Source organism: Achromobacter sp. HZ01 (genome assembly GCF_003267925.1).
GTDB lineage: Bacteria > Pseudomonadota > Gammaproteobacteria > Burkholderiales > Burkholderiaceae_B > Achromobacter > Achromobacter pulmonis_A.
Genome location: NZ_LWKV01000001.1, coordinates 773,321 through 787,095, shown reverse-complemented (window position 1 = coordinate 787,095; position 13,775 = coordinate 773,321). Strand labels below are relative to the sequence as shown.

Below are 13,775 nucleotides of genomic sequence, written 5' to 3'. Positions count from 1 at the left end.
AAAAGAGACGCCTCCATGCTAGTCCGCCGCCAGCGCGGCCGGGAGCAACAAGGTTGTCGTGAATCCGGGCATGGGCGGGGTGATCCAGCGCCGCGCGCGGCCCTGCCCGCGCGACTGCACCTTGTCGGCGGCGGCCAGCGCATCGAGCGCGCGCTGCACCGTGCGCTGGCTGGCGTTCAGGGCCAGCGCCAGCGCCGAACTGGACCAGGCCTCGCCGTCGGCCAGGAACGCCAGGATGGCGCCGTGGTCGCGGTCGGCGTCTTCGACCGGGCGGGCCAGCACCACGGCCTCGCGTCCCGACCGCGGCTCGAGCGCATAGCCTTCGCGCGTGGCGACGATGCCGGCCAGCGGCCGCAGCGCCGTGCGCAGCCGGCCGATTTCCACGCGCAGGCGCGCGCGGTGCGTGTCATCGAAGTACGCGCTGCGAAAGGCCTGCCGGCTCAAGGCCTCGCGCGCGACGGCCTGCGGCCAGGCCTGCGCCAGCGCGCGGGCCAGCGCGAACAGCACCGGCCGGCTCGCCAGCGGCACCACCGCGCCGGCCTCGCGCACCGCGTTGCGGCAGGCGTCCACCACCAGCGTGTCGGACGCCAGCAGCGCCTCGACCTCGTCCAGCAGCAACAGGCGTTCGCCGCCGCGCCCGAGCAGGCGCGCGGCCGGCGCGGTCAGCACCATCGACGCGCTTTCGACCTCGGCCGCCAGCGCCGGAATGCCGGCGTGATTGGCCGCGATCTCGGCCTGGGCCAGCGCGGCGCGCGCGGGCTGTATCCGCAGCCGCCGCAAGGCGATGCCGGCGGCGATCAGTTCATGGATGGCGCGCGACGCGGGCGCCAGCGCGGCGGGGTCGAGCGCGGCCAGCGCGCGTTCGGCGTCGTCGAGCCGGCCGATCAGAAGCGCCCGGCGCGCCTGCAGATGACGGGCGTGCGCGGCATTGGCCGGATCGCCGTGCGCCTGCAAGGCGGCGCGCGCGGCCTCCAGCGCCTTCTCCGGCCAGGCCAGCTCGCGCGAGACCAGCGCGATCTCGGCCTCGGCCACCACGCAGCGGGCGCGCGACAGCACGTCCTTGGCGTCGAAGCCGCGGGCGGCGCTGCGCAGCAGGGTGCGGGCGCGGCGGAAATCGCCCAACTGCGCCATGGCGATGCCGCGCAGGGCGAGCGCCGGCGCGTCGCCGCGCAAGGCGGCCAGATTCAGCGCGGCCAGCGGATCGCCGGCCGCCAGCGCCCGCGCCGCCGATGCGATCAGGGAATCCATGGACATTGCGCCACGTGCGCGGCTCCATTCAGTGTGCAAGCCCTAATCTATCACCGACCAGCCGGCGGGAAATTCAGCGTCAGCGCCACGCCTGCGCCGCGCAGGCCCTCGTCCAGGCTGATCTCGGCGTGATGCTGGCGGGCGATCTGCGCCACCAGCGACAGGCCGATGCCGCTGCCGCCGCCGGCGCTGCCGGCGGCGCGGTAGAAGCGGTCGAAGACGCGCCGGCGCTGGGCCGGCGCGATGCCGGGGCCGTCGTCGGCCACGCGCAGGAACGCGCCGCCATCCGGCGTAGGGCCGCAGGACACGGCGATCTGCCCGCCCTCTGGCGTATAGCGGACCGCGTTGTCGAGCAGGTTGCGCAGCAGCACGCCCATCGCGTCGACTCGCCCCTGGACCGTACAGGCCCGGACTTCGAGCAGGATGCGCTGGCGCTTGCGGGTCGCGTCCGATTCGCAATCCCGCGCCAGCATCACGACCAGCTTGTCCAGTTCGATCGTCTCTGGCGCGTCGGCGCCTGCGCTCAACGCATCCATGCGGGCCTGATCCAGCAACTGCTCCGACAGGCGCGAAGTGCGCTGCGCGACCTGCCGCAGCTTTTCGATCGAGGCCGTCTCGCCGCCGGTTCCGATGCTGCGCGCCACCAGTTCGGCATGCGCGCTGAGCGCGGCCAGCGGCGTGCGCAGTTCGTGCGCCGCGTCCTCCAGGAAGCGGCGCTCGCGGTCCATGCCGGCCTTCACCCGTCCCAGCAACTGGTTGATCGACTGGATGAACGGATGCAGTTCGCCCGGCATGCCGGCCGACGGCACGGGCGCCAGGTCGAACGGCTCGCGGCGCGCGATCGCCGCGCCCGTCTGGTCCACCTTGCGGAAAGCCCGGCACACCACCGCGCAGCTCACCGCCGCCAGCAGCACGAACAGAATGGAGACGATGATGAGGCCGCGCTTGACGCTGTACCAGGACCGCGCGCGCCATTCACTCTCGGGCTTGGCCACCTGCACCTGCACGCGGCCGCTGGCGTCGGTGAGCGAAAACACGCGCCACGCGGCGCCGTCCAGCGTCACGTCGGCGTAGCCGTCGGCAAGCGTCGCGCTCAGCGGCGCTTCGGGCGACTCAGGCGAACGCATCAGCAGCCGCCGGTCGGCCAGCGACCACACATGAAAGCGCACCCGGTCGCCGTCGACCAGTTCCGCTCCGGGCGGCGCGAAGCGTTCGGTGGGCGCCACGCTGCCCAGCAGGCTGACCGGCAGCGAGGCCAGCATCTGGGTGGCCGCGTCGCGCAGCCACAGGTCGCGCACGCCGGTCTGGGCTCGCATGGTTTCGTACTGCTGGAAGGCCGACACGCCGATCCAGGCCAGCAACAGGGTCAGCAGCAGCGTGACCGTCAACTGCCTGCGCAAGGTCTTCATGAAGCCTCTTCGATGCGATAGCCCAGGCCGTGCACCGTCGTGATCAGCCCGTCGCCCAGCTTGCGGCGCAGCTGGTGGATGTACACGGCCACCGTGTTGCTTTCGATCGCGCCGCTGTCGCCATAGACGGCGGCCTCCAGCTGCTCGCGGTTGACGGTATGGCCGATGCGCTCCATCAGCGCCAGCAGCGTGCGGTATTCATGTGCGCTCAGTCCGATCTCCACGCCGGCGCGCGTCACCACCCGCCTTGCGGGTTCCAGCACCACGTCGCGGCAGCGCAGCGCCGACACCACCGTGTTGCTGCTGCGCCGGACCACGGCGCGCAGCCGGGCCAGCAGCTCATCGAGCTGGAACGGCTTGACGATGTAGTCGTCGGCGCCCAGGTCCAGGCCCTGGACGCGTTCGCTGAGCCGGTCGCGCGCGGTCAGGATGAGCACCGGAGTCGCGTCGTAGCGCGCGCGCAGTTGCTTCAGGACCGCCAGGCCGCTGCCGTCGGGCAGCCCCAAGTCCAGCAGCACGGCCTGAAAAGCATGTTCGACCAGGGCCAGCCTGGCCTGCGCGACGTCGCGCACCCAGTGCGCGTCCACCCCCGACTGACCCAGGCCGGTATGCAAGGCGTCGCCCAGCATGGCGTCGTCTTCGACTAACAGGACACGCAAGAGAACTCCAAGGCAAACGAACGAGGGCGAATCATGCCGGCGCCCATTTAAAAAATTATTAAAACCCCATGCCGACAATGCGGTTCGCGTAGGGCGAGGCAGCCGGCCCGCCTGGGAACAAAGGAAGCAATGGAATGAAGCCACTGATTTTATCAAGCAGGACGCTGGCGGCCTCGGCCGCGCTGCTGGCGGCGCTGACGGGCAACGCACGCGCCGAGAACGAGGGACAGCGCCGCAACTTCATCGGCATGGGCGTGGGCGCCATACCGGTGTACGAAGGCTCCAGCGAATACCGCGCCCTGCCCGTGCCGCTGATCCAATACCAGTCCGGACACTTCTTCATTTCGCCGCGCGCGGGCCTGCCGGCCATGGGCCTGAAGTTCGACCTGGCGCCGGACTGGACCACCGGCGCCTTCGTCGGCATGGGGCTGGGACGCAAGGCCGATGACGCCGACCTCACCAAGGGACTGGAAGACATCGACTTCCACGGCACCTACGGCGCCTTCATCGAATGGTCGCCCGGGGACTTCTCGGTGATCGCGGCCTACCGGCAGGCCGCGAAAAGCGGCTATGGCGCCACGCTGGACCTGCGCGCAACCTACACGGCATGGCGCGACACGCGCAACCGCGTCTCGATCGGCGCCAACACGCAATGGGCCGACAGCGACTACATGCAGACGTGGTTTGGCGTCACGCCCTCGCAGGCCGCGCGCAGCCGCGCCGGGCTGGATACCTACTCGGCCTCGTCCGGCTTCAAGTCCGTGTCGGTCTTCGGCACCTGGACACACAGCTTCAACGACCGCTGGGCCGCGGTGACCACGCTGGGCGTCAGCACCCTGGCCGGCGACGCCCGCGACAGCCCGCTGACCGACCGCGAGACCAACGCGTTCGCCCACGTCGGCGTCATCTACGCATTCTGACGGCCAGGGCCGGCCGGCCCGCAACCAGGGAGATCCCAGATGAAACGCCTGCATGGCATGGAATTGTTCGCCGAAGTGGCGAAGGCGCACAGCTTCAGCCGCGCCGCCGCCGCGCTCGGCGTCCCCACCTCCACGGTGTCGCGCCACGTCGCCGAACTGGAGCGGTCGGTCGGGCTGCGCCTGCTCAACCGCAACACGCGGCGCGTGGAACTGACCGACGCGGGCCGCCTGTATTTTGAGCGCTGCCGCCGCATCGTGGCCGAAGCCGAACTGGCGCACGCCGAGCTGCGCGAGCATTTGGACACGCCCAGCGGACCGCTGCGGGTGCAGTTGCCGGCGGCCCATGCGCTGGACGCGCTGATGCCAGCCATGGTGGCTTTCGGGCGCCGCTACCCGGACATCCGGCTGCAGTTGTCCGTGGCCGAGCGCGAAAGCGCCGAGCGCGCGCCCGATGCCGCCGACGTGTCGATCCGCCTGGGCGAGCTGCCCGACTCCACGCTGGTGGCGCGCCGCCTGGGCGCGGTGCAGGCCGGGCTGTATGCCTCGCCCGCCTATCTGACCGCGCGAGGCGCGCCGCGCGAACCCGAAGACCTGGAACGCCACGACTGCATCGGGTTGCGCCAGGGCGCCTGCCCGGCCGGCCCCTGGCGGCTGCGGCGCGGGACCGAGCGGCGCGACGTCCCGGCGTCCCTGCGCTATGGCGCCAACGACGCCTGCATGGCCAGGCAGCTGGCCCAGATGGGCGCAGGCATCGCGGCGCTGGGCGGCGGCGCCGACGGACTGGTGCGCGTGCTGCCGACCTGGAGCCTGGAACCGGTCGCCGTGCACGCCGTGACCGAGACCCGCCTGCTGCCGGCCAAGACCCGCCGCCTGATCGACTTCCTGGCAGAGTATCTGGACGCGCCCGCGGCCGCGCTGGCCGCCGAACCGCCGCTGGCCCGCGCGGCCTAGCGCGACATGCGCCGGGTGATACGACCCCGTTTACCCGGCCCCGCCCCCTTTCCGCCCGCCACGCCGCCCGCCACCGTGTAAACTCCCCCCTTTTTGACTCTGGTGGTATGTTGCAGGCCCCCCAGCGCACCGGTTTAAGCGGCCCGACGCTCATTCGCTTGCTGACTCGCCTGACGGATGTCGATGTCGCGCAATCCAGGCAATCGCTCTCTGACCATCTGAGCCAGTGGCTCGGCTGGACGGACGCGATCGCCCTTTCGGCGGCGCTCAACACCAGCCCGCCCGTGATCGCGCCGGGCGCGCGCATGTTCAGCAGCGCCGAGGAGCGCGAATGCGAGCGCGTGCGCGCCACCCTGGCCGACGCCATCGCCAGCGATACCGCGGCCACGGCCGCCAGGCGTCCCGCGCCGGGACAGGCGCCGGCAAAGAAGCTGGCGGCCCTGGCCGAAGCCGAGGCCGATTACGCGAATTTCCGCCAGCGCTATCTGTCGTTGCAGCACACGATGGAAACCGCCGTGGGCAACCTGCGCAGCCGGCTGCGCGGCATGGTCGCGGCCAGGAATGGCGAATGGACGCGCCTGGCGGTGGTCGACGCCATCATGGACCGCGCCCTGCTGCCCAAGGAGCGCGCCCTGCTGGGCGCCATCCCGAAACTGCTGCAAGGCCATTTCGAACGCCTGCGCCAGGCCGAGGCGCAGGCCCTGGCCGAAGCCGGCGACGACGGCGCCGAGGCGCCTGCGGCCGCGGCCGGCGCCTGGCTGGAGACGTTCCGCAAAGACATGCGCAGCGTCCTGCTCGCCGAACTGGATGTCCGTTTACAACCGGTCGAGGGGCTGCTTGCCGCCCTGCGCACCGGCCAGATCCGTACACACTAACCAGGACACTATGTCCCGATACCTGATCAATCTCGTTGTTTTCCTGGCCGGCCTGGCCGTTGCGGGCTGGATCGGCCTGGGCTATGCGGGCACCAACCCGCTGGCGCTGGCCGTGACCCTGCTCATCGGCGTCTGCTATCTCGCCGGCGCGTACGAACTGTGGCGCTACCAGCGGGCCACCTCGGCCCTGAGCCGCGCCCTCTCCGGGCTGGCCGAGGCGCCGGGCAACCTGGCCAGCTGGCTGGACCAGCTGCCCGCCAGCCTGCGCAACGCCGCGCGCCTGCGCATCGAGGGCGAGCGCGCCGGCCTGCCCGGGCCGGCGCTGACGCCGTACCTGGTGGGGCTGCTGGTGCTGCTGGGCATGCTGGGGACCTTCCTGGGCATGGTGGTGACGCTGCGCGGCACCGGCCTGGCGCTGGAGAGCGCCACGGACCTCGCCGCCATCCGCGCCTCGCTGGCCGCGCCGGTCAAGGGCCTGGGATTCGCGTTCGGCACCTCGATCGCCGGCGTGGCCACCTCGGCGATGCTGGGGCTGCTGGCCGCCCTGTGCCGGCGCGACCGCATCCGCGCCGCGCAGCTGCTCGACGCCAAGGCCGCCACCGCCCTGCGCGTGTATTCGCAAGGTTATCAGCGCGAAGAGTCCTTCAAGCTGCTGCAACGCCAGGCCGAAGTCATGCAGCGCCAGGCCGAGGCCATGCCCGCGCTGGTCGACAAGCTGCAGGCCATGATGGACGGCATGACGCGCCAGCACCAGGCGCTCAACGACCGCCAGCTGGCCAGCCAGGACGCCTTCCAGGGCAAGGCCGAGGCGGCCTACGCCCGCCTGGCGTCGGTCATGGAGCAATCGATGAAGGACGGCGTGGCGCACAGCGCCCGTTCGGCCGGCGAAGCCCTGCAGCCGGTGGTCGCGGCCACCATGGCCAGCCTGTCGCGCGAAACCGCCAACCTGCAGGACACCGTGGCCCAGGCCGTGCAGCGCCAGCTCGACGGCCTGACCGCCGGCCTGCAGGCCTCGACCGCCAACGTGGCCGAGATCTGGAACCAGGCCCTGGCCGGACAGCAGCGCGCCAGCGAAGCACTGGCCCAGGACCTGCGCGCATCGCTGGACCGCTACGCCCAGACCTTCGAACAACGCTCGGCCGCGCTGCTGGATCAGGTCTCCGCGCGCCTGGAGGCCTCTTCCGGCGATATGTCGCAGGCCTGGAGCCAGGCGCTGGCGCGCCAGGAACAGGCCAGCGAAAAACTGGCCGGCGACAACCTGCAGGCGCTGACCGCGGCCGCCGCCAGCTTCGAGCAGCACTCGGCCTCGCTGCTGCGCACCCTGAACCAGTCGCATGACGCCCTGCAATCCGAACTGGCCTCGCGCGACCAGCAGCGCCTGGCGGCCTGGACCGAGACGCTGGGCGCCATGGGCGCGACGCTGCGCCAGGAATGGCAGCAGGCCGGCGCCCAGGCCGCCGAGCGCCAGCAGGCCATCGCCGAGACGCTGGCGCAGACCGTGCGCGACGTCACCGCGCAGGCCGCCACCCAGGCGGGCCTGCTCGAAGGCGTGGCTGCGCGCATGGAAGCCGCCGCCAACGGCGTGTCGCAGCAATGGACCGATGCGCTGTCGCGCCAGGAAGCCGCCAGCGCACGCCTGGCCGGCGACAACCGCCAGGCCCTGGAAGCGGCCGCCGCCACGTTCGAGCAGCATTCCTCCTCGCTGCTGCGCACGCTGGAGCAATCGCACGCCGACCTGCAGGCCGCGCTGGCCGCGCGCGACCAGGAACGCCTGGCCGCGTGGAGCGGCGCCCTGGCCTCGATGACCGCGGCGCTCGGCCAGCAATGGGAAGCGGCCGGCGCGCAGACCGTGGCGCGCCAGCAGGAGATCACCGAATCGCTGGCCCGGACCGTGCACGACGCGTCCACCCAGGCGCAGGCCCAGGCCGCGCTGCTCGAAGGCGTGGCCGCGCGCATGGAGAGCGCCGCGCGCGGCGTCTCCGAACAATGGAGCGGCGCGCTGGCGCAGCAGCAACAGCTCAGCGAAAAGCTGGCCGGCGACAACCAGGCGGCGCTCGAAGCCGCGGCCGCCGCCTTCGAACGGCACGCCGCCGGCCTGCTGCGCACGCTGGACCAGTCTCAGACCGAACTGCAATCCGCGCTGGCCTCGCGCGACCAGGAACGCCTGGCCGCCTGGACCGGCACGCTGTCCACGCTGGCCGAGCGCCTCGGCCACGAATGGGAACAGGCCGGCACCCAGGCCGCGCTGCGCCAGCTGGAGATCGGCGACACGCTGACCCAGGCGTCGCGCGAACTGGCCGAACAGGCCCAGGCGCATTCCAGCCTGCTCGAAAACATCTGCACCCGCCTGGAGGCGGCGGCCCACGGCGTCACGCAGGCCTGGATCGACGCGCAGGCGCGCCAGGAACAGGTCGGCGCGCAGCTGGCCGGCAGCAACCAGCAGGCGCTGGAAAGCGCCACGGCCGCCTTCGGCCGGCAGGCCGAACAGCTGCTGCAGACCCTGCAGCGCTCGCACGCCGAACTGCAGGCCGCGCTGGCCGGCAGCGACGAAGCCCGCCTGGCCGCCTGGACCGGCAAGCTCGGCGAAATGGCCGACACGCTGCGCGACCAGTGGGAACAGGCCGGCGCCAGCACCGCCAGCCAACAGCAGCAGATCTGCGACACCCTGGCGCTGACCGCGCAGGACATCGCCTCGCAGACGCAGGCCCACGCCAGCGAGACCATCGCCGAGATCGGCCGCCTGGTGCAGGCCGCCTCCGAGGCGCCGCGCGCCGCCGCCGAGGTCATCGGCGAACTGCGCCAGAAGCTGTCCGACAGCATGGAGCGCGACAACGAGATGCTGGAAGAACGCAGCCGCCTGCTCGAAACCCTGGGCACGCTGCTGGACGCCGTCAACCACACGGCCGCCGAACAGCGCTCGGCGGTGGACGCGCTGGTGTCCTCCTCGGCCGGTCTGCTCGACCGGGTGGGCGCGCAGTTCACCGGCCTGGTCGAAAGCGAGGCCGGCAGGCTGGCCGACGTGGCCGCGCAGGTCACCAGCAGCGCCGTCGAAGTCGCCAGCCTGGGCGAATCCTTCGGCGCGGCGGTGCAACTGTTCGGCGAATCCAACGACAAGCTGCTCACCCATCTGCAGCGCATCGAAGCGGCGCTGGACAAGTCCATCGCGCGCGGCGACGAACAGCTCGCCTATTACGTGGCGCAGGCCCGTGAGGTCGTGGACCTGAGCATGATGTCGCAGAAGCAGATCGTCGAGAACCTGCAGCAGCTGGCCAGCCAGCGCGCGGCGCCCGCGGCGGAAACGGCATGAACGAGGACATCGACGGCGGCGTGGAGCCGACGGTCCCGGCCTGGGCCGTCTTCGGCGACCTGATGTCGGTGCTGCTGGGCGCTTTCGTCCTGATCCTGGTCAGCGTCGTCGCGCTGCAATTGCAGCTGTCGACCCAGCTCGAAGAAGAGGTCAAGCAGCGCGAAGCCGAAACCCAGCGCCGCGAGACGCTGGAACAGGCGCTGGCCGGCCCGCTGGCCGCCGGGCGCGTGACCCTGATCGACGGGCGCATCGGCATCAGCGGCAGCGTGCTGTTCGCGCTGAACTCCGACCAGCTGCAGCCGGAAGGCCGCGAGGTGCTCAAGACCCTGATCGAGCCGCTGGCGGCCTACCTGAGGACCCACAACGAGATCCTGATGGTCAGCGGCTATACCGACGACCAGCAGGTGCGCGAAGGCAACCGCCGCTTCGCGGACAACTGGGACCTGTCGGCCCAGCGCGCGCTGACGGTCACGCGCGCGCTGATCGACGAAGGCGTGCCCTCCTCGTCCGTATTCGCGGCCGCCTTCGGCGCCGAGCAGCCGGTGGCCTCGAACGCCGACGAAGCCGGCCGGGCCAAGAACCGCCGGGTCGAGATCACGCCGGTTCCCCGCCCCTCCGGCAACGCGGAACAGCCTCATGGGCGCTGACGGCGCGCGCGCGGAAATGCTGGACGCGCAGGCCGTGCTGGACGGCTGGCGCGAAAGCGGCGCCGACCGCCACGCGCCGGCGCGCTTTCGCCTGATCGACGCGATGGCGCGGCGCGCCGCCGCGCATGACGGCGCGGCGCGCCAGCGCCTGGACGCCAGGCTGGCCGAACTGATCCTAGCCTACGCCGACGACCTGCAACGCGCCGCCGGCCGGGCCGAACCCGCGCCGCAGGCCGAGGCCGCCCCCGGCCCGCTGGCCCGGCTGGCCGACGCGCTGGCCGCCCCCGCGCCGGACGAACCCGCGGAATCGCTGCCGGCGCAGCTGCGCGCCTCCTATCCGGAACTGGCGGTGCTGGAATACTTCCAGGGCGTCTGGTCCCGGGTCAGCGCCGACCGCCAGGTGCGGCAGTCGCAGGAGCAGGTCCACAAGAACGCCGGCCCGCTCAATTCCAACCAGCTCGTGCACCGCGCGCTGTCGCTGATGCGCGAGCTGTCGCCCGGCTACCTGCAGCAGTTCCTGTCCTATACCGACGCGCTGATCTGGATGGAGCAGATGGCGGCCGCCACCGCGCCGCCGCCCAAGGAAGCGCCGCGCGCCGGCGCCAAGAAGAGCGCGCGCAGCAAGACGCGCTAGCGGCCCGCGATTTGCGCGCGCCGCGTGCGCCGGAGTAAGATACGGTCCATATACGGTTTATATATGGATCACTTATGGGCATAGTCAAGATTTCCGAGCAGATGCACGAGAACCTGCGCGTGGCCAGCGGCGCGCTGAGCCGCTCCATCAACTCCCAGGCCGAGCACTGGATGCGCATCGGCATGCTGTCCGAGCTTTACCCCGAATTGCGCCACGCCGACATCTGCCAGATGCTGATCCGCATCGAGCAGGCCGAAGGTTTCGCCATCGCCGCGCTGTCCCAGGGCCGGCCGCAGGCGGCCCAGCAGGAGGCCGCGTAAATGGCGCGCAAAGTCTCCATCAAGTCCGCCGCCGACATCGAAATGGCCCGCAAGGCCGGCGCCCTGGCCGCCGAAGTGCTGCACATGATCGCCGAACACGTGCGTCCCGGCGTCACCACCGACGAGCTCGACCGCATCTGCCACGACTACATCGTCAACGTGCAGAAGGCGATCCCGGCCAACGTGGGATACCACGGCTTTCCCAAGACCATCTGCGCCTCGGCCAACCACGTGATCTGCCACGGGATTCCCTCGGCCAAGGTGCTGAAGAACGGCGACATCCTGAACATCGACGTGGCCGTCATCAAGGACGGCTGGTTCGGCGACACCAGCCGCATGTATTACGTGGGCCAGCCCAGCCCGCTGGCGCGCCGCCTGGTCGAAACGACCTACGAGGCCATGCGCGCCGGCATCATGGCGGTCAGGCCCGGCTCCACCCTGGGCGACGTGGGCCACGCGATCCAGACGGTGGCGCACCGCGAGCACTTCAGCATCGTGCGCGAGTACTGCGGCCACGGCATCGGCCAGATATACCACGACGAACCGCAGGTGCTGCACTACGGCCGCCCGGGCGAGGGCCTGGTGCTGCAGCCCGGCATGATGTTCACCATCGAGCCCATGATCAACGCCGGCAAGCCCCAGACCAAGCAGCTGCCCGACGGCTGGACCGTGGTGACCAAGGACCGCTCCCTGTCGGCCCAGTGGGAACACATGGTGGTCGTGACCGAGACCGGCTATGAAGTGCTGACGCCCTGGCCGGACGGCTTCGGCGCCTATCCGCCCATACCCTGACCGGCGCGGCAAGAAACGGAGTGCCGGCGGGCCGGGGCGCGATCATGATCGTGCCCTCGCCGTTCCTGCGCCCCGCTTCCATGCCCGCCCTGCCCCGCGCCTTCCGCCGCCTGGCCGCCTCCAACCTGGCGGCCCAGTTCTCCGAACAGATGGCGCTGGCCGCCGCGCCCCTGGTGGCGGTGTTGGCGCTGGGCGCCAGCGCCGCGCAGACCGGCTATCTGCAGGCCGCCCAGACCCTGCCGTTCCTGCTGTTGTCGCTGCCGGCCGGCGTGCTGGCCGACCGCATGCCGCGCCGCACCCTGATGAGCGTGGCCGAGGCCGTGCGCGCGGCCAGCCTGCTGGGCCTGCTGGCGCTGTTGTGGACGAACCTGCTGAACCTGGGCTGGCTGGCCGCCCTGGGATTCGCGGGCGCGCTGGGCACCGTGGCCTACAACGTGGCCGCGCCCGCGCTGGTGCCGCGGCTGGTCGCGCAAGCCGAACTGGCCAGCGCCAACCGCTGGCTGGAACTGGCGCGCAGCGCGGCGTTTTCGGCCGGCCCCGCGGCCGGCGGCGCCCTGGTCGGCTGGATGGGCGCGCAGCCCGCCTACGCGCTGGCCGCGGCCTTGTCGCTGCTGGCGGCGCTGCTGCTCGCCGGCCTGCCGCGCGAGACGCCCGCGCCCAGGCCCCGGCGGCGCATGCTGGCCGAGTTGCGCGAAGGCGCATCCTTCGTCGCCGCGCATCCGCTGCTGCGCCCGGTGCTGGTGACCGCCGTGTTCTTCAATACCGCCTGGTTCGTGCTGCAGGCCGTCTACGTGGCCTATGCCGTGGACCGGCTCGGCCTGTCGGCCGCGACCGTCGGCGCGACGCTGGGCGTGTATGGCGGCGGCATGGTGGCCGGCGCGCTGCTGGCGCCGTGGCTGGCCCGGCGGCTGTCCTTCGGCGCCATGATCGGCGCGGGTCCCCTGGCCGCGCTGGCGGCCAGCCTCCTGCTGCTGGCCACGCTGGCGCATCCGTCGGGCGCCTGGGCGGCGGCCGGGCTGTTCCTGTTCGGCGCCGGCCCCATCCTGTGGACCATCACCACCACCACGCTGCGCCAGGCGGTCACGCCCAACGCCATGCTGGGCCGGGTCTCTTCGGTGATCCTCACCGCGACCTACGGCGCCCGCCCCGTCGGCGCCCTGATCGGCGCCGTGCTGGCCGCGCGGGTCGGAATCGAAGCCTGCCTGTGGGCGTCCACCGCAGGCTTCGCCGTGCAGTTCGCGGTGCTGTTCGGCTCGCCGGTGCGGCGGCTGCGCAGCCAGCCCGCAACTGTTGCGGGCTGATCGGCGCGCATCTGTATCTGGCGGCCGCGCCCGCCCGCCGCTAGACTGCCCCGTTCATACAAACGGAGCGCGCGGCGCGCACAGCATGCTGAAAATCCTCGGAAAGGCCTCATCCATCAACGTGCGCAAGGTGCTGTGGACCTGCGCCGAACTGCGGCTGCCTTTCGAGCGCGAAGACTGGGGTTCGGGGTTCAGGCCCACGGAAGAGCCCGGTTTCCTGGCGCTCAACCCCAACGCCATGGTGCCCGTGATCCAGGACGGCGACTTCGTGCTGTGGGAGTCCAACAGCATCATCCGCTACCTGGCTTCGCAATACGGCGGCCAGGCGCTGTATCCGGCCGAACCGAAGCTGCGCGCCCGCGTCGACCAGTGGCTGGACTGGCAGGCCAGCGATCTGAACCGTTCCTGGTCCTATGCCTTCATGGCGCTGGCGCGGCAATCGGCCGCGCACCGCGACGCCGCCGCGATCGAGGCCTCGTGCCAGGCCTGGTCGCGCTTCATGGGCATCCTGGACCAGCGCCTGCAACAGACCGGCGCCTATGTGTCGGGCGCGGCCTTCACGCTGGCCGACGTCGCCGTCGGCCTGTCGGTGAACCGGTGGTTCCTCACGCCCTTCGACAAGCCGCGACTGCCGGCCGTCGAGGCCTATTACGACCGGCTGGCCGAGCGCGAAGGCTACCGCCAGCACGGCCGCAACGGCACGGTCTGAGCG

Annotated in this window: 13 protein-coding genes; 10 read left to right on the top strand and 3 right to left on the bottom strand. The window is 71.5% G+C overall.

What is annotated here, in order from left to right; genetic code table 11:
* Window positions 1-18: 18 nt before the first annotated feature.
* From A6B37_RS03720 to A6B37_RS03710, 3 genes are read right to left on the bottom strand one after another with little or no spacing between them, the layout of a single operon-like run.
* The gene (locus tag A6B37_RS03720; protein WP_111825531.1) at window positions 19-1,248 is read right to left on the bottom strand and encodes a helix-turn-helix domain-containing protein; all 1,230 of its coding nucleotides are present in this window, start codon (window positions 1,246-1,248) and stop codon (window positions 19-21) included.
* 50 nt (window positions 1,249-1,298) lie between these two features.
* Window positions 1,299-2,657, bottom strand: a complete 1,359-nt coding sequence (locus A6B37_RS03715) for an ATP-binding protein (RefSeq protein ID WP_111824941.1) — start codon at window positions 2,655-2,657, stop codon at window positions 1,299-1,301.
* Window positions 2,654-3,316 (bottom strand): response regulator transcription factor, encoded by a 663-nt coding sequence (locus A6B37_RS03710; RefSeq protein WP_102775972.1) that lies wholly within the window; start codon window positions 3,314-3,316, stop codon window positions 2,654-2,656. The genes A6B37_RS03715 and A6B37_RS03710 overlap by 4 nt, the downstream gene beginning before the upstream one ends.
* A 134-nt stretch (window positions 3,317-3,450) precedes the next feature.
* Here A6B37_RS03710 and A6B37_RS03705 point away from each other — a divergent pair, with 134 nt between their 5' ends.
* The 10 genes from A6B37_RS03705 to A6B37_RS03660 all read left to right on the top strand — a co-directional run bounded on the left by A6B37_RS03705 (window position 3,451) and on the right by A6B37_RS03660 (window position 13,772).
* Window positions 3,451-4,236 carry a MipA/OmpV family protein gene (locus tag A6B37_RS03705; protein WP_111824940.1) on the top strand — a complete coding sequence of 262 codons (786 nt, stop codon included), beginning with the start codon at window positions 3,451-3,453 and terminating at the stop codon, window positions 4,234-4,236.
* Window positions 4,237-4,275: 39 nt separating this feature from the next.
* On the top strand, window positions 4,276-5,187 hold the full coding sequence (locus A6B37_RS03700) for a LysR family transcriptional regulator (protein WP_102775970.1): 912 nt from the start codon (window positions 4,276-4,278) through the stop codon (window positions 5,185-5,187).
* Window positions 5,188-5,294: 107 nt separating this feature from the next.
* Complete coding sequence (locus A6B37_RS03695; RefSeq protein ID WP_102775969.1) at window positions 5,295-6,062, top strand: DUF3348 domain-containing protein; 768 nt, start codon at window positions 5,295-5,297, stop codon at window positions 6,060-6,062.
* A 10-nt stretch (window positions 6,063-6,072) separates the two neighbouring features.
* The gene (locus A6B37_RS03690) at window positions 6,073-9,369 is read left to right on the top strand and encodes a DUF802 domain-containing protein (protein WP_111824939.1); all 3,297 of its coding nucleotides are present in this window, start codon (window positions 6,073-6,075) and stop codon (window positions 9,367-9,369) included.
* Window positions 9,366-10,016, top strand: coding sequence for an OmpA family protein (locus A6B37_RS03685; protein ID WP_102775968.1), 651 nt, complete (start codon window positions 9,366-9,368; stop codon window positions 10,014-10,016). Before A6B37_RS03690 ends, A6B37_RS03685 begins: the two co-directional genes overlap by 4 nt.
* Entirely contained in the window at window positions 10,006-10,650 is a 645-nt protein-coding gene (locus A6B37_RS03680; protein WP_111824938.1) for a DUF2894 domain-containing protein, read from the top strand. The genes A6B37_RS03685 and A6B37_RS03680 overlap by 11 nt, the downstream gene beginning before the upstream one ends.
* A gap of 74 nt (window positions 10,651-10,724) precedes the next feature.
* Window positions 10,725-10,970, top strand: coding sequence for a ParD-like family protein (locus A6B37_RS03675; protein WP_102775966.1), 246 nt, complete (start codon window positions 10,725-10,727; stop codon window positions 10,968-10,970).
* Entirely contained in the window at window positions 10,971-11,762 is a 792-nt protein-coding gene (map, locus tag A6B37_RS03670) for a type I methionyl aminopeptidase (protein ID WP_111824937.1), read from the top strand.
* 80 nt (window positions 11,763-11,842) lie between these two features.
* A complete protein-coding gene (locus A6B37_RS03665) occupies window positions 11,843-13,063 on the top strand; it encodes an MFS transporter (protein WP_111825530.1) in 1,221 nt (406 codons plus the stop codon).
* An 85-nt stretch (window positions 13,064-13,148) separates the two neighbouring features.
* Window positions 13,149-13,772 (top strand): glutathione S-transferase, encoded by a 624-nt coding sequence (locus A6B37_RS03660; protein ID WP_111824936.1) that lies wholly within the window; start codon window positions 13,149-13,151, stop codon window positions 13,770-13,772.
* Window positions 13,773-13,775: the final 3 nt, after the last annotated feature.